The sequence below is a fragment of the Arthrobacter sp. YD2 genome, from assembly GCF_030410475.1.
Classification (GTDB): Bacteria; Actinomycetota; Actinomycetes; order Actinomycetales; family Micrococcaceae; genus Arthrobacter_B; species Arthrobacter_B zhangbolii.
In genome coordinates, this window is sequence record NZ_JAUHHB010000001.1 from 98,016 (window position 1) to 121,969 (window position 23,954).

Genomic DNA, 23,954 nt, shown 5'->3' on the forward strand with positions numbered 1-23,954 from the left:
CGCCTACTCGAGCTGGAAAACGGCCTTTTCGCTGCTGCTCTCCCCCAGCCGGGCGGTGAAGATGTAGTAGCCCGGATTGGGGTTGGAGGCCACTGCGGCGCACCCCGGGGCGGACCGGTTCCGGTTCCACGGGAAGTTCGCTGTTTCGGAGGCGCCGGGCTCCACCTTTTTCACCAGGTCCTTTGCACCGTCCTGGCAGTCCACCGATGAGAAGATGCGGTCTGATCCGCTGGTCACCAGGAACTCCATCTGCGAGGTGCCGACGTTGATTTCGCAGGCCGTTTCCCCCGCATTGGTGACCGTCAGCGTCAGGACAGGCGTGGCTCCGGCGGGGTACACCTCCGCGTCGGTGGCCGCGGCAACCCTGACGCTTTCGGCCGGACACAGGGATCCGGGGGTTTCCTCCGCGGCTGCGCCGGTCTTTTGTTCCTTGCCAGGCGCCGGAGCCTCACCGGCCGGCGCTGCTGCCGGGGTAGTGAGCATGGGTACGGGGACAGTGGATTCCGCGGAAGCGGCCTGTTTCCCGCCGGAGAAAGCCCGGACTCCGGCTGCCACGGCGAATCCAAGTCCCACCAGGATCAGGAGCGCCAGGACGCCGGCAACTAGCCGCCGGCGCCGGTAGACGGCCGGACTGGGCCTGCGGGGAGCACCACCGGGACGCGATCCTGCCGGCTGCTGTCTTCCCTTGCCATCCATGTTTCAAGGCTAGGTATTCTCCGTACGATTACTGGGCGCACCACGCCGGTCAGTAGAGTATTGCTGGTCATAAGCGAGGGAGTGCCCATGAATCAACAGGTGCGGGAGCTGCACACCAGCATCACCGGCTGGTTCGACGTGCATGCGCGCAAGTTGCCCTGGCGGGAACCCGACTGTACAGCCTGGGGTGTGCTGGTCAGCGAAATCATGCTGCAGCAGACCCCGGTAGTCCGTGTCCTGCCCGTTTGGCAGGAATGGATGCACCGCTGGCCTTCACCGGCGGCACTGGCCTCCGAATCGAGCGGTGAGGCGGTCCGTGCCTGGGGAAGGCTGGGTTATCCCCGCCGTGCGCTCCGGCTGCATGCAGCCGCCGCAGCGATCACGGAGGACTTCGGCGGCGAGGTCCCCTCCACCCACGCCGCCCTGCTCAGCCTGCCCGGCGTCGGGGACTACACCGCCGCGGCGGTGGCAGCCTTTGCCTTCGGGCAGCGGGAAACGGTGGTGGACACGAACATCCGCAGGGTCCACGCCCGGGCAGTCACCGGCAATGCCCTTCCCTCACCGGCCCTCACCGCCGCGGAGATGCGCCTGGCGCGTGAACTGATGCCCGACGGCGTGTCCGAATCGGTGGCCTGGAATGCTGCCGTGATGGAGCTGGGCGCCCTGATCTGCACGGCCCGGAACCCCAAGTGCAGCCAGTGCCCCGTGCTGGAGCAGTGTGCCTGGGTGTCCGCGGGCAGGCCGGACCCGCACTACGTTCCCAAAGGCCAGGCGTGGGCGGGCACCGACCGGCAGGTGCGCGGCGCCATGATGGCTGTGCTGCGGAACGCTCAGGCCCCGGTGCAGCGGGCCCTGCTGCTGCACCCTCCGGTAGATCTGGTCCCCTCCCCCGCGGCCGGCGAACTCGACCCGCTGGCCGCCCTGCACCGCCTGGCTGCTCCGCAGGAGCAGATGGAACGTGCCCTGGCAGGGCTGATCGCAGACCGGCTGGCGGCCGAGGACGCCCGCGGGGTCTCGCTTCCCTAGATCTCGCCGAAGCCGTTCCGGACCTCGGTCCCCAGCAGGTCAATGGCACGCGCAGCGTCCGGCCCGGATGCGGTGGCGCTGAGCGTCTCACCCGGCTTGAGTCCCAGGGTCATCAGCATCATCACGGACTTGCCGTCCACACCGTTTACCGTGATTTCCGCATCCAGATCCGCCAGGAGCTGGGCGACGGCGGCGGCGGGACGTGCATGCAGGCCCATCGGATTTACCAGTGTCCAGGCGCCCGAGACTTCCTCCGTCGCAGCCGCAGCACCGGATGCAGTCCCGGCGTCGGCCCCGCCGGCGGCGGCGCTCCTGTCCTCTGTGGGGGCGCCTCCGCCGGCGTAGGATGCACCGGCGGATTCTGCAGCTGAGAGCACCTCCGCCAGGCTTTTGCCCGTCTGTGCGGAGACCGCAGCGGCCACTGCACCTTCCACCAGGGGCGCATTAGCCATCCGCACCCGCTCCTGCTGCTCCGGGTCCAGGAACTCCATGGCCATTTCCGCGGTCATCACCGCGGATCCGAGGTCCGTGAGGAGCACCGCGCCGTCGCCCTGATCCGTTTCGGCTATTCCGGCCTGGATTTTCTCAAGACTGGTACCGATGCCGCCGTCGTCGGTCCCTCCGGCCGCAGCCAGCCGCACGTCGGCAGCCATTTGCGCCGCCAGCTCACAAACTCCCTCAGCGAGTTTCGCGCTGTGCGAGACAATCACCAGCCCCACGCTCATGCTGCTGCCTCCGCTGCGCGGACTGCCGACTGCAGGATCAGCGCGGTGGAGGCAGCTCCGGGGTCCAGGTGGCCGGCGCTCCGCTCACCCAGATAGCTGGCCCTGCCCTTGCGGGCCACCAGCGGTTCCGTTCCCGCCAGACCGGCCTCGGCAGCGTTGGCGGCGGCAATCAGGATCCCGGCAGGGGTGGAGTCGGCGGCCTGCGCGGTGGCCGCGGCGTCCACAGCCGGAGTCCACGCGTCAATCATGGTTTTATCCCCCACCTCCGCCTTGCCGCGTGCCACAATCCCGTCACGGGCGGCAGTGAGCACGGCAACCAGCTCCGCGGGTCCCAGGGCCCCGGAATCTCCCGCCGCCGTTGCGGCACGCAGGAAAGCGGTCCCGTACAGGGGACCCGCAGCGCCGCCCACCTTGGACATCAGGGTCATTGCCGCAGTTTTGAACACGGCCCCGGGCGTGTCCGGCGTGCCGTCCGTGTCCAGTTTCTCCACGATGGCGCTAAAGCCGCGTTCCATGTTCTCGCCGTGGTCGGCATCGCCGATTTCACGGTCCAATGTGGTCAGGCGCTGCCGGTTTTCAGCGATGACCCTGGCACTGTCGTGCATCCACCGGTCAGCCCATGCTGCATCCAGTTCCATGCCTACTCCCCCCACCGCAGCGCCGGTGTCTTCACCGGCGAGTCCCACAGTTGTGCCAGTTCATCGTCAAGGCGCAGCACAGTGACCGACGCGCCTTCCATTTCCAAGGCGGTGATGTAGTTCCCCACCAGGGACCGCTCCACGCTCACACCACGTTCCGCCAGGATCTGGGCTGCACGCCGGTAGACAATGTAGAGCTCACTCAGCGGGGTCCCGCCCATGCCGTTGACGAACAGCAGCACCTTGTCCGAGGAGGTGATCCCCAGATCGCTGAGCACCGGTTCCATCAGCTGGTCGGTGATGGAGTCCGCGTTGGTCATGGGAACCCGGTGCCGCCCGGGCTCGCCGTGGATGCCAACACCCATTTCAATCTCATCGTCGGCGAGGGTAAAGCTCGGCTCACCGGCATGGGGAACGGTGCAGGGGGCCAGAGCCACGCCCATGGACCGCACATTCGCGTTCACCCGCTCGGCGACCTCCGTCACCTTGGCCAAGTCGTCCCCGCGTTCCGCGGCGCCTCCGGCGATCTTTTCCACCAGCACGGTGCCCGCCACGCCACGGCGCCCGGCGGTGTAGGTCGAGTCCTCCACGGCGACGTCGTCGTTGACCACCACCGTGCGGATATCGATGCCCTCAACCCCGGCAAGTTCGGCGGCCGTCTCAAAGTTGAGGATGTCGCCCGTGTAGTTCTTGACGATGAGCAGGACACCGGAGCCTGAATCGCTTTCGACAATCGCCGGAAGGATCTGGTCCGGCGTGGGCGAGGTGAAAACCGCGCCTGGAACGGCTGCGGTCAGCATGCCCGCGCCGACATACCCGCTGTGCAGCGGCTCATGTCCGCTGCCGCCGCCGGATACCAGCGCCACCTTCCCCTGCACCGGGGCATCGCGGCGGATCACGTAATCCGGATCCAGATGCACCTTCACCAGGTCGCGGTGGGCAATTTCGAATCCCTGCAGTGATTCCGCCACCACGGATCGGGGATTATTGATGAGTTTTTTCATGGCGCTGGAACTCCTTCGTTGCACAGAACAATCCCGTGTCCCCCGTCTCGACACTACCTGCGCGGTGCGCCGCGCAACAGGGGAGGCAGTCCAGCGACGGCCCGGTATCCGGGCAACAAAAAAGCGGGAGGGTGACCCCTCCCGCTTTCCGGCGCCGATCCGGCGCGTCACACTCTTTGAGGGTTACTTGCCCTTGAAAGCGTCCTTGATGTTTTCGCCGGCGTCCTTGACGCTGGACTTCGCCTGGTCGCCGTGACCTTCGGCTTCCATCTGCTCGTTGCCGGTGGCCTTGCCGAGGCCTTCCTTCACCTTGCCACCAAGGTTTTCGGCCTTGTTCTGCATCTTGTCATCTGCGCCCATTACTGAACTCGCTTTCTGATCGGCTTCCGGACCGTGCAACCCACCGGGCTGCCTACCGGACATCCGCCCGGCCGTTCCGTCGGCATCGTTTGATGCTAAGTATCCTTAGCTTATCGTGCCGCGACGGGGCCCGCCACCTGGGGCGGAACGAGCGCGCCGTCCGGGTGGCCGGGGCCGGACCGCGGGAGGACTTGCCGAAGAGTCCGGAGGAGCCGCTGAAAGGCCCTAGAGCCAGCGGATCATCCGGGTATTGCCGAGCGTATTCGGCTTCACCCGGGCCAGGTCCAGGAACTCCGCAACACCTTCATCATGGGAACGCAACAGCTCCGAGTACACCACCGGATCCACTGCATTCTGGTTCTCCATGATCTTGAAGCCATGCCGTTCGAAGAAATCCACTTCAAAGGTGAGGCAGAAAACCCGGGCCACGCCTATGTCCAGCGCATCACCCAGGAGGGTTTCCAGCAGGGCATGCCCCACTCCGCGGCCCCGCCAGGACGGGTCGGTGGCCAGCGTGCGTACCTCCGCCAGGTCTTCCCACATCACGTGCAGGGCACCGCAGCCAATCACGGCGCCGTCACCGTCTTCAGCAATCCGGAATTCCTGCAGCCCCTCGTAGTAGGCCACCGCTTCCTTGGCAATCAGGACCCGCTCCCGCGCCAGCGGGGCCACCAGCCGGCGGATGTCATGGACATCGGCGGTTCGGGCACGGCGGACGGTGATCTGGGACGCGGACATCATCGGTCCAGTCTAGGCCTTCCCGCCTGCCCGGCTCAGGGAGTCCGTAACACGGGGAAAGCCCGACGGCGGGCCCGGACCCGCAGCACGGCGTCCGGACGGGCAGACAAAAAGGAGCCCCGGAAATCCGGGGCTCCTTCTTTTATGCGGGATGCCTGCGCTTACTCGCCGACTCCGGCCTCAATGGCCGGATTGGCCTCTTCGATGGCCTTCGGCACGCCGTGGCCGTGGAAGGTGAACTGTGCTTCGTCACCCTCCCCTTCCACATCCACCGAGATGAGCTCGCCGGGCTTGATCTCTCCGAAGAGGATCTTTTCGGAGAGCTGGTCCTCGATTTCGCGCTGGATGGTCCGGCGCAGCGGCCGGGCACCCATGGCGGGATCGTAGCCGCGGGTTGCCAGCAGCACCTTGGCAGCCGGGGTGAGCTCGAGGCTCATGCCCTTGTCTGCCAGGCGCTTGCCCAGGCGGTCCAGGAACAGGTCCACAATCTGGACAATCTCTTCCTGGGTCAGCTGCGGGAAGACCACGGTGTCATCAACACGGTTGAGGAACTCGGGGCGGAAGTGCTGGCGCAGCTCCTCCGTGACCCGGGCCCGCATCCGGTCGTAGCCGGTCTTGGTGTCCGTGCCGGACTGGAAGCCGGTCATAACGCCCTTGGAGATGTCCTTGGTACCAAGGTTGGTCGTCATGATGATGATGGTGTTCTTGAAGTCCACCATCCGGCCCTGCGCATCCGTCAGGCGTCCGTCTTCGAGGATTTGCAGGAGCGAGTTGAAGAGGTCCGAGTGGGCCTTCTCCACCTCGTCGAACAGCACCACGGAGAACGGCTTCCGGCGGACCTTTTCGGTCAGCTGGCCGCCCTCTTCGTAGCCCACATATCCGGGGGGAGCACCGAACAGGCGCGAGACCGTATGCTTCTCGGCGTACTCGGACATGTCCAGGGTGATCAGGGCATCCTCGTCGCCGAACAGGAACTCGGCGAGGGCCTTGGCCAGTTCGGTCTTGCCGACGCCGGTGGGGCCGGCGAAGATGAACGAGCCGCCCGGACGCTTCGGGTCCTTCAGTCCGGCACGCGTACGGCGCATGGCCTGCGAGATGGACTTGATGGCCTGGTCCTGGCCGATCACGCGCTTGTGCAGTTCGTCTTCCATCCGCAGCAGGCGGGTGGATTCTTCCTCGTTCAGCTTCACCACGGGGATGCCGGTGGAGTTGGCGAGCACTTCGGCGATGAGTTCCTCATCCACCTCGGCAATGTCATCCAGGCCGCCGGACTTCCACTGGCGTTCCTTCTCCGCACGCTGATCCTGGAGCTTCTGCTCCTTGTCGCGCAGGGAGGCCGCACCTTCGAAGTCCTGGGAGTCGATTGCCGACTCCTTCTCCATCTTCAGTGCGGAGATCCGCTCGTCGATTTCCTTCAGCTCCGGCGGGGCCGTCATCCGGCGGATCCGCAGGCGTGCGCCGGCTTCGTCGATCAGGTCAATAGCCTTGTCCGGGAGGAACCGGTCGCTGATGTAGCGCTCCGCGAGGGTTGCGGCGGAGGCCAGTGCGGCATCAGTGATGGACACCCGGTGGTGTGCTTCGTAGCGGTCACGCAGGCCCTTGAGGATCTCAATGGCGTGCGCCACCGACGGCTCGGCAACCTGGATCGGCTGGAAGCGGCGTTCCAGGGCAGCGTCCTTCTCGATGTGCTTCCGGTACTCATCCAGCGTGGTGGCACCGATGGTCTGCAGCTCGCCCCGGGCCAGCATCGGCTTCAGGATCGAGGCAGCATCAATGGCGCCTTCGGCGGCACCTGCACCAACGAGAGTGTGGATTTCGTCGATGAACAGGATGATGTCGCCGCGGGTGCGGATTTCCTTGAGGACCTTCTTCAGCCGCTCCTCGAAGTCGCCGCGGTACCGGGAACCGGCAACGAGGGACCCGAGGTCAAGGGTGTAAAGCTGCTTGTCCTTCAGCGTCTCCGGGACGTCGCCGCGGACGATCGCCTGTGCCAGGCCCTCGACAACTGCGGTCTTGCCAACGCCGGGTTCGCCGATGAGGACGGGGTTGTTCTTGGTCCGCCGCGACAGCACCTGCATCACGCGTTCCATTTCATGCTCGCGCCCAATGACGGGGTCGAGCTTGGCTTCGCGCGCGGCCTGCGTGAGGTTGCGGCCAAACTGGTCCAGCACCACGGATCCGGCCGGCTGGCCTTCCTGCTGCTGGCCACCGGTGGAGACGGGCTCCTTGCCCTGGTAGCCCGAAAGCAGCTGGATGACCTGCTGGCGCACACGGTTCAGGTCAGCACCAAGCTTGACCAGGACCTGTGCGGCCACACCTTCACCTTCACGGATCAGGCCGAGCAGAATGTGTTCGGTGCCGATGTAGTTATGGCCGAGCTGCAGGGCTTCACGGAGTGAAAGCTCCAGCACCTTCTTGGCCCGCGGGGTGAAGGGGATATGACCGGTCGGGGCCTGCTGGCCCTGACCGATGATCTCCTGCACCTGCTCGCGGACAGCACCAAGCGAGATGCCCAGGGATTCAAGGGCCTTAGCTGCGACACCTTCACCCTCATGAATGAGCCCAAGCAAAATGTGCTCGGTGCCGATGTAGTTGTGGTTGAGCATGCGGGCCTCTTCTTGGGCAAGCACGACAACGCGACGGGCACGGTCGGTAAATCTTTCAAACATGAGGCACACTCCTAGCTAACGCGTAATTCGATGCTACGTGCCTGAAGGGTGCATTTGGGGCTTGTTCGCCGTCGGCGTGAGAGCCCGGGCGGTTCTAGCCTTGCGCGGCGCGGTAGGCGTCGATGATCTCGCTGTTGACGCGGCCCCGTTCGGAGACGGTGTAGCCGTTCTTGCGGGCCCATTCACGGATCTGCGCTGCTTCGTTGCTGCGGTTTGAGCCGGAGCTGCGCGGACGGCCCGTGCGGCCTCCAACCTTCCGGCCGGCGTCTACGTATGCCTTAAGGGCATCACGCAGGTTTTTCGCATTGTCCTTTGACAGATCAATCTCGTACTGTGACCCATCCAGGGCGAACCGCACGGTCTCATCCGCACTTCCGCCGTCCAGGTCGTCAACCAGAATAATTTTTACCTTTTGCGCCATGACAGGCTCCTAAGCAGCTATAAACGGGAAGATTTTATGAGACCACTTAGAGTATGACGCAATTGGTAAAGCCCCGTCAAAGTACCCGGCTATTTATTTTGTTCTTCTCCCGGTTTTTCCCGATCTTTCTCGAGTACACTCTGTTCCGCTTCCCGTTCGGCCTCGGCAAGGGCCTGGCGCTCCGACCGATCCGAGTTAAGCAGGGCCTTCATCACGAAATAAAAGAGAGCCGCAACACATACGGATGGCAAGAGTACTTCTACATATTCCATGTCTAACCCAATTCCGGCTTTAGGAGCGGAAACAAAATTGTTTCCCTGATTCCTGCATTCGTGAAAAGCATCACAAGGCGGTCTATTCCGAGACCGATGCCGCCCATGGGGGGTGCGCCGTATTCCAGCGCCCGCAGGAAGTCTTCATCGAGGGCCATGGCCTCGTCGTCGCCGTCAGCCGCGAGACGGGACTGGGCAGTGAGCCGTTCGCGCTGGATCACCGGGTCAATCAGCTCGGAGAACGCGGTTCCGCGCTCCATGCCGCCGATAATCAGGTCCCATGCTTCGATGAGCCGCGGGTCATTCCGGTTCGGCCGGGCGAGCGGCTGGGCGGAGGGCGGGTAGTCGTAGACAAAGGTGGGCTGCAGCAGGGTCGGCTCCACAATTTCGCCGAAGAGTTCGATCACCAGCTTTTCCGTATCCCACTTCGGGTCCACCTTCACGTTGTGCCGTTCGGCAATGGCGCGCAGGGTATCCGCGTCGGTATCCGGGGTGATCTCGGTGCCGACGGCTTCGGAGAGGCCCGGGTAGACACTCAGCCACCGCCACTCGCCGTCCAGGTCGATGGTTCCGGCGGCTGTTTCAATCTGCCGGCTGCCCAGCAGATCGGCGCAGTGCAGGATGATTTCCTTCATCCGCTCCGCCATCACGTACTGGTCGGCGTAGGCCTCGTAGCATTCCAGCGTGGTGAACTCGGGGGAATGGGTGGAGTCCACACCCTCGTTGCGGAAGATCCGGCCGATCTCGAAGACCCGCTCGATTCCGCCGACGACGGCGCGCTTAAGGTAGAGCTCGGTGGCAATGCGCAGGGTCATTTTCTGGTCGAAGGCATTCAGGTGCGTTTCGAACGGCCGGGCGGCTGCACCGCCGTGGACCAGCTGCAGCATGGGTGTTTCCACCTCCACGTAGCCGTGGCTGTGCAGGGTGTCGCGGACGCCGCGGATCACTGCTGCACGCTTGTAGACCATGTCCCGGGCTTCCTCGCGCACCATCAGGTCCACGTAGCGCTGGCGCACCCGGGTTTCCTCATTCAGTCCGGCGTGCAGGACCGGCAGCGGGCGCAGCGCCTTGGAGGCCATGGACCAGGACTGTGCCATCACGGAGAGTTCGCCGCGGCGCGAAGAGATGACTTCGCCGCGGATAAAGACAATGTCGCCCAGGTCCACGAGGGACTTCCAGTCCGCCAGGGATTCCTCGCCGACGACGCCGAGGCTGAGCATGGCCTGGAGCCGGGTGCCATCGCCTTCCTGCAGGGTGGCGAAGCAGAGCTTTCCGGTGTTGCGGATAAAAACGACGCGTCCGGTAACGCCCACAATTTCGCCGCTGGCCTGGTCCGCCTCGAGGTGGCCGAACTTGTCGCGTACTTCCTTCAGGGAGGCGGTGCGCTCCACGCCTACCGGGTAGGCCTCGTCTCCGCGGTCGAGCAGCCGCGACCTCTTCTCGGCGCGGATGCGCATCTGTTCGGAGGTGTCTGCGGCTTCGGGAACGGAGTTAGATGTGGTCACGGTTATTAAGTTTACAGAGCATAGCGGCGCTCCCGGTCCCCGGCCGTGTGCCCGGCGGCGGGCACGGGCCGGGGAAGGGAAGTACTAGCGCAGTACCTCGTTGTCGATCAGCCGAACCGGGCCAACCCGTGCAGCCAGCAGGGCGAGGGCTTCACCCTCCAGCGGTGCGGAGGTCTCGAGCGGTTCAAGGGTCCGGGGGTCCACTACCTCGAAGTAGTCCAGGTCCACGCCCGGCTGTGACCTGACCAGTTCGACGGCGGCTGCCAGGTCCAGCGGCTGCCCGGCATCGGCCCGTTCCCTGAGCTGCCGCAGCGCCGTTGACAGGACGAGGGCGGCCTGCCGCTGGCCGGCGTCGAGGAAGCGGTTGCGGCTGGATTCGGCCAGGCCGTCCGCCGCGCGCACTATCGGCACCGCGGTGATTTCCACCGGGAAGTTCAGGTCCGCGACCATCCGGCGGATCAGCGCCACCTGCTGGGCGTCCTTCTGCCCGAAGTAGGCACGGAAACGTGCCGGGACGGGCGGGGCAGCATAGTGGAAGAGCTTGCCGACCACCGTCAGCACCCCGTCGAAGTGCCCGGGCCGGGAGGCCCCTTCCCACCGGGTGCCCATGGTGCCGGCGCTCAAACGCACCAGCGGAGCGCCGCCGGGGTACACCTCTTCTTCGGCGGGGGCGAAGACCAGGTCCACGCCGGCACGTCCGAGCAGTTCCAGATCCGCATCCAGGGTGCGGGGGTAGCGCTCCAGATCCGCCGGGTCATCAAACTGCAGCGGGTTCACGAACACCGAGGCGGTGACGACGTCGTTCTCCGCCCGGGCGGCGGCCATCAGGGCGGCGTGCCCCTCATGCAGTGCACCCATGGTGGGGACCAGGGCGAGGGAAGGCTGCCGGGCGGGATCGGCGGCCGCCGCCTTCTGCAGCAGTTCTTCGGTGGCCGAACGCAGTTCGGCGGCTGTGGTGACGAGGCGGGGGGTGTTCAACGCTGTCCTTCTGTATCTGTATCTGTGTCATTGGTGGAAGTGGTGTCCCGGTCCGGCTGCAGCACCTTGAGGATGGCCTCACCCTGTTCGGCGGTGAGCAGTCCGCGGGCCACGGCCCGGACCGCGGTGGCGGCGGAGAGCGCCTGATAGGCGGAGCGGAGATCTTCGGTGCCGGCGACGGCCAGCGCGTCCGTGTGGGCGGATACGGTCCCGACGTCGCCGCGTGCCACCGGCCCCGTCAGGGCACCTTCCCCGGAGGCCAGCGCGTTTTCCAGGGAGGCGCGCATCAGCGGTCCCAGCAGGCGGTCCGGGTGCTCGACGCCGATGCCGGCCAGCAGCTGGGTGGATTGCGAGGCGAGCGTGACCAGGTGGTTGGAGGCATGGGCCAGTGCTGCGTGATAGAGCACCCGGTCCGCTTCATTGATGACCACCGGTTCGGCACCCATCTCCACCACCAGCGCCTGGGCGATGGGCAAAACCGCGGCAGGGGCGGTGACCCCGAACGAGGCGTCCGTCAGACGGGTCAGGTCCAGGCTCATGCCGGTGAATGTCATGGCCGGGTGCAGGGCCAGTGGAATGGCTCCGGCAGCACGCGCCGGGGCGAGGATCTCGGTCCCGAACCGGCCGGAGGTATGTGCCACAAGCTGTCCGGCCTGCCAGGCACCGGTCTTCGCCAGCCCGGAGACCAGCGGGCCCAGGGCATCGTCCGGGACGGCCAGTAACACCAGTTCGGAACGTTCAACAATGTCCGGGATCTCAAGGACGGGGACCCCGGGGAGGAGGTTTTCCGCCCGCTCGCGGCTGGCCTCGGAAACTGCGGAAACACCGACGATCGCGTGTTCAGCTGCGCGCAGGGCAGCGCCCAGGACAGCACCGACCCGGCCGGCGCCGATGACGCCGACCCCCAGGCGGCCGCGGCGGCGGCGTTCTTCGGCGGAATCAGCGGTGTTCATGGGGCGGGTTCTCCTGTGGGACGGGGGCGGGGCCGGGTTCCGGCTGCGGGGCGGGCTCCGGTTCGGGTGCGGGCTCCGGCTGCGGGGCGGGTAGGGGCTGCGGGACGGGTTCTGGTGCGCGCACGGCCGGAGAGGCTGCGGGGCGGAGCCATTGTTCGGGCAGGTCCCGCCGGCGGGCGGAGCGGGCGCGAAGTGACTGGTCATCCAGCAGCCGGCCGGCGACGTCGGCATCCATTTCCACCACTTTGGCAGAAACCGGCCCCGGCGTGGAGTGCAGCACCAGGTCCGCGAGCCGCTGCAACCGCTGCACCGGACCCTGCTCCAGCGCCAGGGACTGGGTCCGGCTGTGCGGAACCACGTCCAGCGCCCGCCAGAAGAAACCGTGCCGGGACAGCAGGGCCGTCTCCGTTACCAGATAGCCGTTCCGGCGCCACGCGAATGGTGAGCGCCAGCGTGCGCGGCGGGGTGAGACGGTGAACCCTGCATCGGTGCCGCTACCGGTCATGCCCGCGGTGAAGACCGTGACCGGATCCCCGGTTCCCGGGTCCGGAAGGATCAGGGCCAGCATCTGGAACACTTCCTGCGCAGTACCCACGGGCAGCACACGGGTGCGCGCCGCTCCGTCCCCGCCCGCAGCCACGCCGTAGCCGGCCACGTTGACGGATACCGAGTACCACCCGGTGATCCGCCACAGCGGGGACTGCCGGACGGCCAGTGCCTGGATGCGTCCCGGCGGCACGGTCTGCGCCCGGGTGTCCAGCAGCCCGGAATGGATCCGGATGCCGTCGCGTGAAACCGAGGCGCGGAAGTTGAAGGAGGAGCTGAACATCTGCCAGTACGCACTGCCGAACCCGAAAATAATCGGCACCATGGCCGCGAAGGACGCCGGTTCTCCGGTGACGGCGGTCAGCACGATCACCCCGGCAATGGCCAGGACAAGGAAAACCGTGGTGCCGGAGAGGAGCGCGGAGGCAATGACACGGCCGGCTGACAGCGCCAGGATCTGCCGTTCGCCAGGCACGGTGTCGGAGGCGCCCGGCTTGGCGGGGTCGGTACTGCCCGGCTGCGCATCGCCTGCACCCGACGCGCCGGCCAGGATCCGCTGGCGCAGCTGCTGGGCATCCGCCAGGCGCAGGAAGGCCAGCCGCACGGCGGACTCCCCGGCGTCGGCCACTTCAAAACGCAGTTCTGCGAGCCCGAAAATGCGGGCCAGCAAAGGCTGGACAATGTCGATGGCCTGGACCCGGTCCAGCCTTGCCTGCCGCTGCTGGCGGAACAGGACCCCCGAGTGCACGCGGATGTGTTCGCCGGTGAGCTGGTACCGGGTGAACCACCAGGAAAGGAAGAAGGAAACGGCGATGACCAGCAGTACCGCGCCGATTGCGAGCAGTGACCATAACAGTGCCTGGCCTTCGGGCAGCCGTGTCCCGTCACCGGCGAAAACCGCTTCAAGCTGGTCACGTCCCACGAAGTAGGCCAGTGCCGCCAATGCCAGCCAGCCCCTGACCATAGGGGAGACCGGGTGCACCCGCTGCCACTCCGGTTGCCGTTTGGCCGTGGCAGCGGTGTCATCCACCGTTGAAGGTTCCGGCTCCCGGCCCGGCCCGGGGACGGTGCCGCTCACAGTCCGGCCAGCTGCGCTTCGCCGCGCGCCGACAGGTGTTCGCGCAGGCGGGCGCCTTCTTCGGCGGGCAGCCCTGCGATGGCTGCATTGGTTCCCGGGGCTGCGGTGTGGAGCTTCAGGGTGCAGAGGCCGAAGGCCCGTTCCAGGGGTCCCACTGCCACGTCCACGTACTGCATCCGCCCGTAGGGGACCACCAGGGTGCGCTGGAAAAAGATGCCGCGGCGCAGCAGCAGGTCCTCGTTGCGTTCGGCGTATCCAATGGCGCGGACCTGGCGGGGAAGCAGAAGTCCCCGCCACAGCAGGGTGACGGCGAAGAACGCGGGCAGCCCCCAGGCCAGCCAGGCCGGATAGCCGGGCCATACACCGGTCAGCAGCAGCACCAGCGGAATGCCGGTCAGCGCAATGGTGATGACGGTTTCAACAGCCCAGCCCAGCAGCCGCACCCGCAGGTACTTGGGCGAGACGTGCTGCCAGTCCACGGCGGGCGGGTCAATCGCTTGGCTAGGCATATTCTTCCCCGTCTTCGGTCCCGGGCGCGGACCCGGTTCCGTCCTTGTCATCCGGCGGCAGCTTGCAGAACCGCTCCACGGTCAGTCCCGCAGCGATCATAACCATTCCCCCGATACCTACCGCCAGCGCAGTCCACGTGGGTGCATGACCGGGCCGCAGGGACAACAGCGGCAGCAGCGCCAGGAAAACGGCAGCATGCCAGCCCAGCAGCAGGGACCCGGCGTAGGTAATGGCCTGGGCCAGGACCACCGTCCGTGCGGCGGCAATGGGGTTCAGCGTCCGGTCCCGGCTTCCGTTGCGCCAGCGGCGCACCCGCAGTCCGAGCACCAGGGTCACTGCCACCACCACAACAATGGCCAGCAGGGCCGCGGGGCTCAGTACTGGGGCCGGATAGCCGTTTTCGGACAGGAAGGAGTTCACGGCCCAGCCGACGACGCCGGCGGCCACGGCGATCACGGCCAGCCAGCGGTAGCGGATGGTACTCACGGACTCAGTCTCCTTCGAAGATTTCGAGCCCGGGAAGATCCTCGGCGCGGGCGGCCAGCTCGGCCACGGGTACCGAGTCCAGCCGGGCATCCGGTTCCATCCATGCCCAGGGCTGCAGGACAAAGGCCCTGCCGGCGGCACGCGGGTGCGGAATGGTCAGATCGGGTTCATCCAGATGCAGGTCACCGTAGGTGATGATGTCGACGTCGAGTGTCCGCGGCCCCCAGCGGACCTCACGTTTGCGGTGGTGCCGGGCCTCAACGGCCTGGCAGTGTGCCAGCAGGGCATGGGGCTCCAAACCGGTTTCCACCGCCACCACCAGGTTCAGGTAGTCGGGCTGTTCCGGGCCGCCCACGGGCCGGGTCCGCACCACCGGGGACACAGCGGCCAGCCGCATGTCCGGGTGGTCGGCGAGGTCTGCCACCGCCGCTGACAGGGTGTCCCGGCTTTCGCCGAGATTGCTGCCCAGGGCAAGGATGGCATGCACGGTGCTCATTCGCGCTCCCGGAGGATTGTGACCGCTACATCGCCGAACGTAACGGCGATGGGTGCCTTCGGTTTGTGCACGGTGACTTCCACGGCAGCCAGCACCGGGAAGGCGGCCAGCACGGTGTCGGCGATCCGGCCGGCAAGCGCCTCGATCAGGTTCAGCGGCTCGCCGGTGATGACCTTCACTGCGCACTCGGCCACCTCGCCGTAGTGTGCCGTCAGCGTCAGGTCATCAGTGGCCGCTGCCGGGCCGAGGTCGGTGAAAAGCACCAGATCCACAATGAAGGGCTGTCCGTCGCGGCGCTCCTCGGGAAAAACACCGTGGTAGCCCGTGGCGGATATCCCGGTCAGGGTGATCCGGTCCGGTGCCGTGGTCCCGCGCCGGTCGGTGCCGGCGGTTCCGGGCATGCCTATCCCTTCCAGGCCGCAGCGGCCTTGACGGCGTCGAGGCTGGCCTGCACGTTGTGTACCCGCACTGCCCAGACGCCCGAAGCGGCGGCCAGTGCGCTCACTGCGGCAGTGGCGTTGTCGCGTTCAAGCGGAGGTGCCGCCTTGCCGAAGCTGGTGAGCAGGGAGCCGAGGAACCGCTTGCGGGAGGCGCCAATCAGTACCCGGTGGCCCAGTGCACCTATCCGGTCGATGCCGCGCAGCAGCGCCCAGTCATGCTCGGCTGTCTTGGTGAACCCCAGTCCGGGGTCAAGAATTATCTGCTCCGGCGTCACGCCTGCGGCATAAAAACGGTCCCGGACCTTGGTGAGTTCTTCCACGACGTCGTTGACGACGTCGTCGTAGGTCGCGTTGGGATCATTGCTGCGTACGCTGCCGCGGCTGTGCATCAGGATGTAGGAAACGCCCGTCCGCGCCACCAGGGGTGCCATCTCCGGATCGGTTTCCGTCCCGGAAACATCGTTGATGATCAGCGCACCGGCGCCGATGGCCTTCTCCGCGGTGGAGGCATTCATGGTGTCCACACTGACCAGGGCACCGGCCCGGACCAGGGCCTCGATCACCGGCAGGACACGTTCCTGCTCTTCCTCAGCGGAAATGCGGACGGAATCGGGGCGGGTGGACTCACCGCCGACGTCGATGATGTCCGCACCGTCGTAGTGCATCTTCAGGCCGGCGCGGATGGCGGCGTCGGTATCCGCGAAGCGGCCGCCGTCGCTGAAGGAATCCGGGGTGACATTCAGGATGCCCATCACCAGGGTGCGGTCAGCGGGGAGGTCGTCGAATGTGCGGGCAGCGCGTGCGGGGCGCACCACCGGCAGCGGCGTCGTTGCCGGTCCGGTACCGGGTGCGGCGGCGAGTGAATCCATGGTGGTCCTTATCGTCCGAGTATCAGGCTCATTGCTTCAGCGCGGGTCGCGGTTTCGCGCAGCTGTCCGCGGACCGCGGACGTTACTGTCTTCGCGCCCGGCTTGCGTACCCCGCGCATTGACATGCACAGGTGCTCACATTCAATAACCACTATGGCACCGCGGGGTTCAAGATTGGTCATCAGGGCATCCACGATCTGCGTGGTCAGGCGCTCCTGCACCTGCGGGCGCCGGGCGTAGACCTCGACGAGCCTGGCCAGTTTGGACAGTCCCGTGACCTTGCCGTCGTGCGAGGGGATGTACCCCACGTGCGCCGTGCCGTGGAAGGGCACGAGGTGGTGTTCGCAGGTGGAATAGAACGCGATGTCCTTGACCAGCACCATCTCCTCGTGGTCCAGGTCGAAGGTTGTGGCCAACAGATCAGTGGGGTTCTGATGCAGTCCGGAAAAGATCTCCGTATAGGACTTGGCCACCCTTTGGGGAGTGTCCTTTAAACCGTCACGGTCCGGGTCCTCCCCGATGGCGAGGAGGATTTCCCGGACCGCACGTTCAATCCTTGGCCGGTCCACCGGGGACGCCGCAGCTGCAGTGTCGTCAGCGGCCAGCAGGTCATCATCGAAATCCGTCACTGGTCGATCTTACCGTGCCGGGCGTTTAGGCCCGACGCTGTTCATCCCCCGCTGACGTCCCCCGACTGATGCCGGGCCTTAGGCCCCCTGGCCGGCCTGGCCGCTCCCGGAGCTGCCGCCGTGCCCGGAGTGCCCGCCCTGCCCGCTGTTTTCCGGCTGGGGCAGGCCGTTGGAGGACACATCAAAGTCCTGCGGCAGGTCGGCGTCGGCAATCTGGTCCTGCGGGGCCACCGAAGCGGGGTCCGGCGCACCGATTTCCTTTGCCTCCCGGCGTTCGCGCGGCGAGACCACGGGCGGAATGCTGTGCACCGGGCGGGTGGGCTTGGAAAGCCAGACCTCCCGGACATCACGCTGGCGGACATCGGAGAAGATCTCCGCGATTTCCTTCTGGTTCAGCGTCTCGCGTTCCAGCAGCTCCAGGGCCAGCCGGTCCAGCACGTCGCGGTTCTCCGTCAGGATCTGGTACGCCTCGTCATGCGCGTTGTCGAGCAGCCGCCGCACTTCTTCATCCACCACGTAGGCAACCTGGTCGGAGTAGTTGCGCTCCTGGCTCATATCCCGGCCCAGGAAGGGTTCCCCGCCGCCGGAGCCAAGCTTCACGGAACCGATCCGCTCGCTCATGCCGTACTGGGTGACCATCTTGCGGGCCGTGGACGTGGCCTTCTCGATGTCGTTGGATGCGCCGGTGGACGGATCGTGGAAGACGATTTCCTCAGCCACCCGGCCGCCCATGGCGTAGGCGAGCTGGTCCAGCAGTTCATTGCGGGTTACCGAATACTTATCGTCCTGGGGCAGCACCATGGTGTAACCCAGTGCCCGGCCACGCGGCAGGATGGTCACCTTGGTAACCGGATCGGTATTGCGCAGCGCCGCTGCCACCAGCGCGTGTCCGCCCTCGTGGTAGGCGGTGATCTTGCGCTCAAGTTCCTTCATCACGCGGCTGCGCTTCTGCGGGCCGGCGATCACGCGGTCAATGGCCTCGTCCAGGGCGCGGTCATCAATCAGGTCCGCGTTGGAGCGGGCGGTCAGCAGTGCCGCCTCGTTGAGGACGTTGGCCAGATCGGCGCCGGTGAAGCCCGGAGTCTTGCGGGCCACGGTCTCAAGGTCCACGCCGTCAGCCATCGGCTTGCCCTTGGAATGGACCTGCAGGATCCGCAGCCGGCCCTGCATATCGGGGGCTTCCACGCCAATCTGGCGGTCGAAGCGGCCCGGACGCAGCAACGCGGGGTCCAGGACATCGGGGCGGTTGGTGGCCGCGATCAGAATGACGTTGGCGTTGGCATCAAAGCCGTCCATCTCAACCAGCAGCTGGTTCAGGGTCTGCTCACGTTCGTCATTGCCACCGCCCACGCCGGCACCACGGTGGCGGCCGACGGCGTCAATCTCGTCCACGAAAATGATGGCCGGAGCGTTGGTCTTCGCCTGCTCGAACAGGTCGCGGACACGGGAGGCGCCCACGCCGACGAACATTTCCACGAAGTCGGAACCGGAAATCGAGTAGAACGGGACACCGGCCTCGCCGGCAACCGCGCGGGCAAGCAGGGTCTTACCGGTACCCGGAGGGCCGTACAGCAGCACACCCTTGGGGATCTTGGCGCCCACGGCCTGGAACTTGGCCGGATCCTGGAGGAACTCCTTGATCTCGTGCAGTTCCTCCACTGCTTCGTCTGCCCCGGCGACGTCGTCAAAGGTGACCTGCGGCATGTCCTTGTTGGTCAGCTTGGCCCGGGACTTGCCGAACTTCATAACCTGGGACCCGCCACCCTGCATCCGGCTCATCAGGAACCAGAAGATCACACCAATGATGATGAAGGGCAGCAGCAGTCCGAGGAAGCTGGTGAACCAGTTGGTCTGCACCGGCTGGTCGGTGAAGTTCGCTCCGGAATCATTCACCGCGTCGACAACTTCCTCGCCTCGCGCGGAGCTGAAGAAGAACTGCACATTGGTGCCCTTGTCACCGAGCGGGTCCTTCAGTGTCAGGTCAACGCGCTGGTCGCCGTCGTAAATCTTTGCCTGCGACACTTTGTCGCCATTAAGAAGTTCAAGGCCTTCTTTGGTGTCCACTTGGGAAGCGCCGGTGCCGGAAAGGCTGGGCAGGATGATCAAAAGAGCGGCCAATGCCAGCGCGATCCATATGACCGGCCCCTTGAAGAAGTTCTTGGATTTCATTCGTCGTCAGGGCTAAGCCCCGTCCCTCCTGATCAACAACGCTGGTGTGCGCGGAATTTACCTACTAGCTATACACCGTCCCCAAAAGAACACGGCCGGCGTTGGGGTTTAGTTCCCTCAGGGCGTAGCGCTCTGGCGTGATGGTGATCGCGCGGAACGGGGCGAAGGCCGCAGGGGTTATTCGTACACGTGCGGGGCGAGAGTGCCGATGAAGTCCAGGTTGCGGTACCTCTCGGCAAAGTCGAGACCGTAGCCGACAACAAATTCGTTGGGGATCTCGTAGCCGACATACTTCACGTCGATTTCCACCTTGGCGGCATCCGGCTTGCGCAGCAGGGTGCAGATTTCCACGCTGGCCGGGCCGCGGGACTCCAGGTTGGTGCGAAGCCAGGACAGGGTCAGTCCGGAATCGATAATGTCTTCGACAATCAGCACGTGCTTGCCGAGCAGGTCGGTTTCCAGATCCTTCAGGATCCGGACGACGCCGGAGGACTGGGTGCCGGACCCGTAGGAGGACACTGCCATCCAGTCCATGGTGACGTGGCTGTGCAGGGCGCGGGACAGGTCAGCCATCACCATGACGGCACCCTTGAGGACGCCGACGAGGAGGACGTCGCGGCCGGCGTAGTCGCGGTCAATTTCGGCCGCCAGTTCATTGACCCGGTTTTGGATCTGTTCCTTGGTGTAGAGAACGTGCTTGAGATCTGACTGGACGTCGTGTGAATCCACGAATGACTCCCGGGTGCGAAGTGTTGCAGCTTTGGATGTTATTGGATGTTAGGTGCTGCTCTTTTTCCTAAAAACAAGATTGCCATAGCTTGAGCCGCCGTGGTGAACCGCTTTGCCGCGCGGCTGCCGGTACACGCTGACTTTGCCGACCAGCTGGACGGGTCCGGCGGAGCCGGTGCGGCGCAGCAGCGATTCAACCGCTGCCAGGCGTTCGTAGCTCGGCTGGGCCCCACCCAGGGCCAGCGCCGCGAGGGCCAGCACACGCTGGCGGAGGGCCGCAGGGAGGTCCCTTAGCGGCGCTTCGGGCAGCAGCAGTTCCGCTCCTTCGGCACCGGACCCCGCGGGAGGATCCAGGCGCAGCTTCTCGAAGGTGCGGGCGGCCTTTTCATCCAGATAGTCGGCGTCTGCAGAGAGGATACGTGAGGAACGGAACAGTGCCTCGGCTATTCCCGGACCGAGTTTCTCCTCGAGGAACGGCAGCACCTCGGTGCGGACGCGGGAGCGGGCATAGGCGGAATCCCGGTTGCTGGGATCGTGCCAGGGATCCAGGCCGGCATGCTCGCAGATTTCCAGGGTGGCCTCGCGGCGCAGCCCCAGGAACGGGCGCAGATACTTCCCGCGTACCGCCGGCATCCCGGCCAGCGACCGGGTGCCGGAGCCGCGCATCAGTCCCAGCAGCACCTGTTCGGCCTGGTCATCCAGCGTGTGGCCTAGCAGTACGGCGTCGGCATGGAGTTCCTCCACCGCGGCATCCAGGGCGGCGTAGCGGACGGTCCGTGCCGCGGCTTCGGGCCCCATACCGGACGTGGGCACGGTGACCTGCCGGACAAGGACGGGCGCCAGCCCCATGGCCTCCAGTTTCTGCCGGGTCCGTTCCGCCACCGCGGCGCTGCCTTCCTGCAGTCCGTGGTCCACTACCACCGCACCCACCCGGTAGTCCCCGCGGCGGGAAAAGAAGGAGGCGGCCTCGGCCAGGGCCAGGGAATCCGGTCCGCCGCTGCACGCGACCAGGATCAGCGGCGGCTGGTCCCCGCCCGGTGCCAGGCCGGCGTCCCGGAGGGCGTCCCGGACGCTGTTGCGGGCATCCCCAAGGGTGGGCAGGAGCCGTTTGCGGACCCGTGGTGCGGGGCGGACGGCAGCGGTGCCGGAAATACCGGGGTTTTCGTGCATCACGTTCGGTTACAGTCCCATCCTGGCGATCCAGAGGTCAGCTGAGTGGATTTCCGCTTCGGTGGGAAGGTTTTCGGCCTTTTCCCAGACCCGGTTGAAACCTTCCATCCCCACGCGGCCGGTCACGGCACGGACAAAACGGGCACCGTCACTGTACTGGCGCATCTTGGCGTCCAGGCCCATGATCTGCCGGAAGAAACGGTCAATCCAGCCGCGTTTGGCACCCCGGTTGTTGAACCGCTGCCGGATGGTCTTCACGCTGGGCACAATGCTTGCGTCCACAGCGTCCATCACCACGTTGGCGTGGCCTTCCAGCAGGGACATCACGGCCGTCAGGTGGGAGAGGCGTTCCTTGTCCTGGGGGTCCTGCAGCAGCGACAGGAGGTCTGCCGGCTTGCGCGGCACGCCGTCGTTGTCCTTCTCGCCCGTCCCTGCGGAGTTGGCAGTCAACGCCTTCACGGCGGAACCCAGGCGCTCGGAAAGGGTCTGCGCCTTGTCCATCATGCCGTTGGAGAGCTGGCTGATCTGTTCCAGCATGTGCTCCCGCAGCCACGGTGCCGCTGCAAACTGCACACGGTGGGTCTGCTCATGCAGGCAGACCCAGAGCCGGAAGTCGGCCGGTTCCACGTTGAGCTCGCGTTCAAGGGTGATGATGTTCGGCGCCACCAGCAGCAGCCGCCCACCGGGTTTTCCCACCCCGCCCAGGGCGGCAAAGGGATCATACTGGCCCAGGACCTTGCTGGAGAGGAAGGCCAGCACGGCGCCCAGCTGTGCGCCGGTCATGGTTCCGCCAATGGCGGTGTTGGCTGCTTCGAGCTGCTCGGGACGGGTTTCCGCCAGGTGCTGCAGCGCCGGGCCCATCAGCACGGAGAAGCTCTGCGAGTTGGCGCGGGCCCAGGAGGCACGGTCCACCACGAGTACGTCGGAGTCCCGCAGGTCACGCGCAGCTTCGAGGCCGGTGATGCGGTGCACGTGGGCCACGGAGGTATCCGCTGCGGCACGCAGGTCCGCCACGGCTTCGCGGATCTCCCGGGCGGACATCTTCGGTCCCGGCGCCACCATGGCCGCCGCAGTGGAGGCGGCCAGATCCCAGTTCACCAGTGCCGGTGCGTCCGGGGAGGGAGACTTTTCGGTAGACGGCTTGCGGTCATGGCTCAGACGGTTTCGTTCGTTGCGCTCCATTGCTCCATTCGACCACATTGCCCAATGAGGGACACCACCCGGCCCCGATCCCGGAAGGCAGGCGGGCTCAGCGGCAGCCAGGCTCAGCGGCAGCCGCAGCCGGCGAGGACCGCCGCGGCGGAATCCACGGCCTCCCTGGCGGCTGCGGTGTTTCCGTCCAGGCCGTCCGCTACGAAGGTGAAGGCGAGTACCCGCCCGTCCGCGTCCGTGGCGTAGCCGGTCAGTGCAGTGACGGCGAACAGCGTGCCGGTCTTGGCACGCACAATTCCGGCTGCGCCTGCATCTGCAGCCTCATCAAAGCGACCGGCAAGCGTTCCGCTCAGCGCCGCCACCGGCAGTCCGCCGGTGACCGAGCGCAGGTCCGGGTCCGGCGAGGTGAGCAGGATCCGCATCAGCTCGGTCAGCTGCTGGGCGGAAACGGAAGTTTCCGCAGAGAGGCCGCTGGTGTCCCCCAGCACCAGGGAACCGGTATCCACGCCGAGGGCGCCTACCTCGGCCCGGACCGCCTCGATGCCTCCCGAGAAGGATGGTTCGCGGTCCGTTGCCTCGGCCGTGAGCCGGCCCAAAACCTCGGCCAGGTAGTTGTCCGAGGTCAGCAGCATGTAATCCACCTGGTCGGCCAGCGGGGCGGAGCGGACCTCGGCCAGGGTGCGGGCATCCCCGGGCGCGGTGCCGCGTTCCACCGTGGTCCGGACCTCGACGCCGTCCAGGGCTTCCTCCAGTGCCGCGCGGTAGGCCTCGCCTGCGGACAGCGCCGGGTCCTCGACCCGGGGTCCGGGACCGCTGCCCTCCACCTGCCACGCCGAGCTGACGGCGAGGGCATGGACCGGGGCGATTTCCCCGGCCTCGATGTCCGCCTCCCCCCAGGCATCGGAGAGAGCGGGGCCGGTGAACAGGGAATCATCCACCTGCACGGTGACCGGGCCGGCCGTCCCGGTGTCCCGAAGTGCGGCCGCTGTCTGCTCCGCCAGGGTGGTCAGGCCGGCGCGGCCGGCAACGGAATCAGGGTCCGAAGGGCCTGCCGTGAGCAGCACGTCACCGCCGCCGCGCAGGATGACGGTTCCGGGCTCGTCCCCTTCCAGGGCAGAGGTCGGGAAGGTGGTCCCTGCTCCCATGGCAGACATGGCGGCGGCGGCTGTAAGGATTTTCAGGGTGGATGCGGGAGCCAGGCCGGCTGCCCCGCCGCGGTCATACAGCACGGTGCCGGTCAGCGCGTCCTCAACCACCGCGTGGAATGATCCGCTGCCCTCAATCGCAAGTTCGGCATCGAGGAGCCGGCCCAGCTGTTCCGGGTTGGGGAGCGGATCCGCCGCCTGAGGGGCGGTGACCGGTCCGCTGCCGGTCAGGACCTCGGGGGGCTGCAGGTGCCCGGGCACCACTTCGGCGCGCTGCGCACCTCCGCCGGCCAGCGACTGGGTGATTGGCGGGAGCGCGTAGAAGGCCAGCGGGACCAGCAGCACCGCGAAGGCAAGCGCCAGCAGCGTGCCGGAGAACATCCGAGACATGCCCTCACCGACTCCTTCGCTCCGCCGGTTATCCCGGCCTTTCCTCATCCGTGCACAGTTCCGTGCGCGGGACATATATCTTTAAGACTAGACCGACGCCGGCGCCCGTCCCGACCTTCCGTCAGCGCGGAAGCTTCCGCGGGGCGCGCCGGTGCATGAT

Annotated in this window: 24 protein-coding genes; 1 reads left to right on the forward strand and 23 read right to left on the reverse strand. The window is 66.3% G+C overall.

Annotated elements, in window-relative coordinates; translation table 11 throughout:
• Positions 1–3: 3 nt before the first annotated feature.
• On the reverse strand, positions 4–696 hold the full coding sequence (locus QWJ37_RS00530) for a hypothetical protein (protein ID WP_227903218.1): 693 nt from the start codon (positions 694–696) through the stop codon (positions 4–6).
• Positions 697–783: 87 nt separating this feature from the next.
• On the opposite strand from QWJ37_RS00530, the gene QWJ37_RS00535 reads away from it, so the two are divergent.
• On the forward strand, positions 784–1,722 hold the full coding sequence (locus QWJ37_RS00535; protein WP_290243301.1) for an A/G-specific adenine glycosylase: 939 nt from the start codon (positions 784–786) through the stop codon (positions 1,720–1,722).
• Here QWJ37_RS00535 and dhaM read toward each other — a convergent pair.
• From dhaM to dacB, 22 genes are all read right to left on the reverse strand, one after another.
• The gene (dhaM, locus tag QWJ37_RS00540; protein WP_290243303.1) at positions 1,719–2,447 is read right to left on the reverse strand and encodes a dihydroxyacetone kinase phosphoryl donor subunit DhaM; all 729 of its coding nucleotides are present in this window, start codon (positions 2,445–2,447) and stop codon (positions 1,719–1,721) included. The genes QWJ37_RS00535 and dhaM overlap by 4 nt on opposite strands.
• Positions 2,444–3,085, reverse strand: a complete 642-nt coding sequence (gene dhaL / locus QWJ37_RS00545; protein WP_227903215.1) for a dihydroxyacetone kinase subunit DhaL — start codon at positions 3,083–3,085, stop codon at positions 2,444–2,446. Before dhaL ends, dhaM begins: the two co-directional genes overlap by 4 nt.
• A 2-nt stretch (positions 3,086–3,087) precedes the next feature.
• On the reverse strand, positions 3,088–4,089 hold the full coding sequence (gene dhaK / locus QWJ37_RS00550; protein WP_290243305.1) for a dihydroxyacetone kinase subunit DhaK: 1,002 nt from the start codon (positions 4,087–4,089) through the stop codon (positions 3,088–3,090).
• Positions 4,090–4,272: 183 nt separating this feature from the next.
• Positions 4,273–4,449: a CsbD family protein gene (locus QWJ37_RS00555; RefSeq protein WP_227903213.1), complete on the reverse strand. Its 177-nt coding sequence runs from the start codon at positions 4,447–4,449 to the stop codon at positions 4,273–4,275.
• A 225-nt stretch (positions 4,450–4,674) separates the two neighbouring features.
• On the reverse strand, positions 4,675–5,190 hold the full coding sequence (locus QWJ37_RS00560; RefSeq protein ID WP_227903212.1) for an amino-acid N-acetyltransferase: 516 nt from the start codon (positions 5,188–5,190) through the stop codon (positions 4,675–4,677).
• Positions 5,191–5,348: 158 nt separating this feature from the next.
• Positions 5,349–7,856 (reverse strand): ATP-dependent Clp protease ATP-binding subunit, encoded by a 2,508-nt coding sequence (locus QWJ37_RS00565; protein WP_290243307.1) that lies wholly within the window; start codon positions 7,854–7,856, stop codon positions 5,349–5,351.
• Positions 7,857–7,950: 94 nt separating this feature from the next.
• Positions 7,951–8,277 (reverse strand): Lsr2 family protein, encoded by a 327-nt coding sequence (locus tag QWJ37_RS00570; RefSeq protein WP_227903210.1) that lies wholly within the window; start codon positions 8,275–8,277, stop codon positions 7,951–7,953.
• Between the two features lie 274 nt (positions 8,278–8,551).
• A complete protein-coding gene (lysS, locus tag QWJ37_RS00580) occupies positions 8,552–10,006 on the reverse strand; it encodes a lysine--tRNA ligase (RefSeq protein WP_290244811.1) in 1,455 nt (484 codons plus the stop codon).
• 132 nt (positions 10,007–10,138) lie between these two features.
• Positions 10,139–11,032: a pantoate--beta-alanine ligase gene (panC, locus tag QWJ37_RS00585; protein WP_290243311.1), complete on the reverse strand. Its 894-nt coding sequence runs from the start codon at positions 11,030–11,032 to the stop codon at positions 10,139–10,141.
• Entirely contained in the window at positions 11,029–11,985 is a 957-nt protein-coding gene (locus QWJ37_RS00590; RefSeq protein ID WP_290243312.1) for a DUF2520 domain-containing protein, read from the reverse strand. Before QWJ37_RS00590 ends, panC begins: the two co-directional genes overlap by 4 nt.
• Positions 11,972–13,609: a PH domain-containing protein gene (locus QWJ37_RS00595; protein ID WP_290243314.1), complete on the reverse strand. Its 1,638-nt coding sequence runs from the start codon at positions 13,607–13,609 to the stop codon at positions 11,972–11,974. The genes QWJ37_RS00590 and QWJ37_RS00595 overlap by 14 nt, the downstream gene beginning before the upstream one ends.
• A complete protein-coding gene (locus QWJ37_RS00600) occupies positions 13,606–14,118 on the reverse strand; it encodes a PH domain-containing protein (protein WP_227903205.1) in 513 nt (170 codons plus the stop codon). The genes QWJ37_RS00595 and QWJ37_RS00600 overlap by 4 nt, the downstream gene beginning before the upstream one ends.
• The gene (locus QWJ37_RS00605) at positions 14,111–14,605 is read right to left on the reverse strand and encodes a DUF3180 domain-containing protein (protein ID WP_227903204.1); all 495 of its coding nucleotides are present in this window, start codon (positions 14,603–14,605) and stop codon (positions 14,111–14,113) included. Before QWJ37_RS00605 ends, QWJ37_RS00600 begins: the two co-directional genes overlap by 8 nt.
• 4 nt (positions 14,606–14,609) lie before the next feature.
• Complete coding sequence (folK, locus tag QWJ37_RS00610) at positions 14,610–15,101, reverse strand: 2-amino-4-hydroxy-6-hydroxymethyldihydropteridine diphosphokinase (RefSeq protein WP_227903203.1); 492 nt, start codon at positions 15,099–15,101, stop codon at positions 14,610–14,612.
• Positions 15,098–15,502, reverse strand: a complete 405-nt coding sequence (gene folB / locus QWJ37_RS00615; RefSeq protein WP_227903202.1) for a dihydroneopterin aldolase — start codon at positions 15,500–15,502, stop codon at positions 15,098–15,100. The genes folK and folB overlap by 4 nt, the downstream gene beginning before the upstream one ends.
• Positions 15,503–15,504: 2 nt before the next feature.
• Positions 15,505–16,410, reverse strand: a complete 906-nt coding sequence (folP, locus tag QWJ37_RS00620; RefSeq protein WP_227903201.1) for a dihydropteroate synthase — start codon at positions 16,408–16,410, stop codon at positions 15,505–15,507.
• 8 nt (positions 16,411–16,418) lie between these two features.
• Entirely contained in the window at positions 16,419–17,039 is a 621-nt protein-coding gene (gene folE, locus QWJ37_RS00625) for a GTP cyclohydrolase I FolE (RefSeq protein ID WP_227903200.1), read from the reverse strand.
• A 78-nt stretch (positions 17,040–17,117) separates the two neighbouring features.
• Positions 17,118–19,208: an ATP-dependent zinc metalloprotease FtsH gene (gene ftsH / locus QWJ37_RS00630; RefSeq protein WP_227903199.1), complete on the reverse strand. Its 2,091-nt coding sequence runs from the start codon at positions 19,206–19,208 to the stop codon at positions 17,118–17,120.
• Positions 19,209–19,385: 177 nt separating this feature from the next.
• Positions 19,386–19,937 (reverse strand): hypoxanthine phosphoribosyltransferase, encoded by a 552-nt coding sequence (hpt, locus tag QWJ37_RS00635; protein WP_227903198.1) that lies wholly within the window; start codon positions 19,935–19,937, stop codon positions 19,386–19,388.
• 48 nt (positions 19,938–19,985) lie between these two features.
• Positions 19,986–21,107 (reverse strand): tRNA lysidine(34) synthetase TilS, encoded by a 1,122-nt coding sequence (gene tilS / locus QWJ37_RS00640; protein ID WP_290244812.1) that lies wholly within the window; start codon positions 21,105–21,107, stop codon positions 19,986–19,988.
• A 9-nt stretch (positions 21,108–21,116) separates the two neighbouring features.
• Positions 21,117–22,289, reverse strand: a complete 1,173-nt coding sequence (locus tag QWJ37_RS00645) for a zinc-dependent metalloprotease (RefSeq protein ID WP_290243321.1) — start codon at positions 22,287–22,289, stop codon at positions 21,117–21,119.
• Positions 22,290–22,372: 83 nt separating this feature from the next.
• Entirely contained in the window at positions 22,373–23,794 is a 1,422-nt protein-coding gene (dacB, locus tag QWJ37_RS00650; protein WP_290243323.1) for a D-alanyl-D-alanine carboxypeptidase/D-alanyl-D-alanine-endopeptidase, read from the reverse strand.
• Positions 23,795–23,954 lie beyond the last annotated feature (160 nt).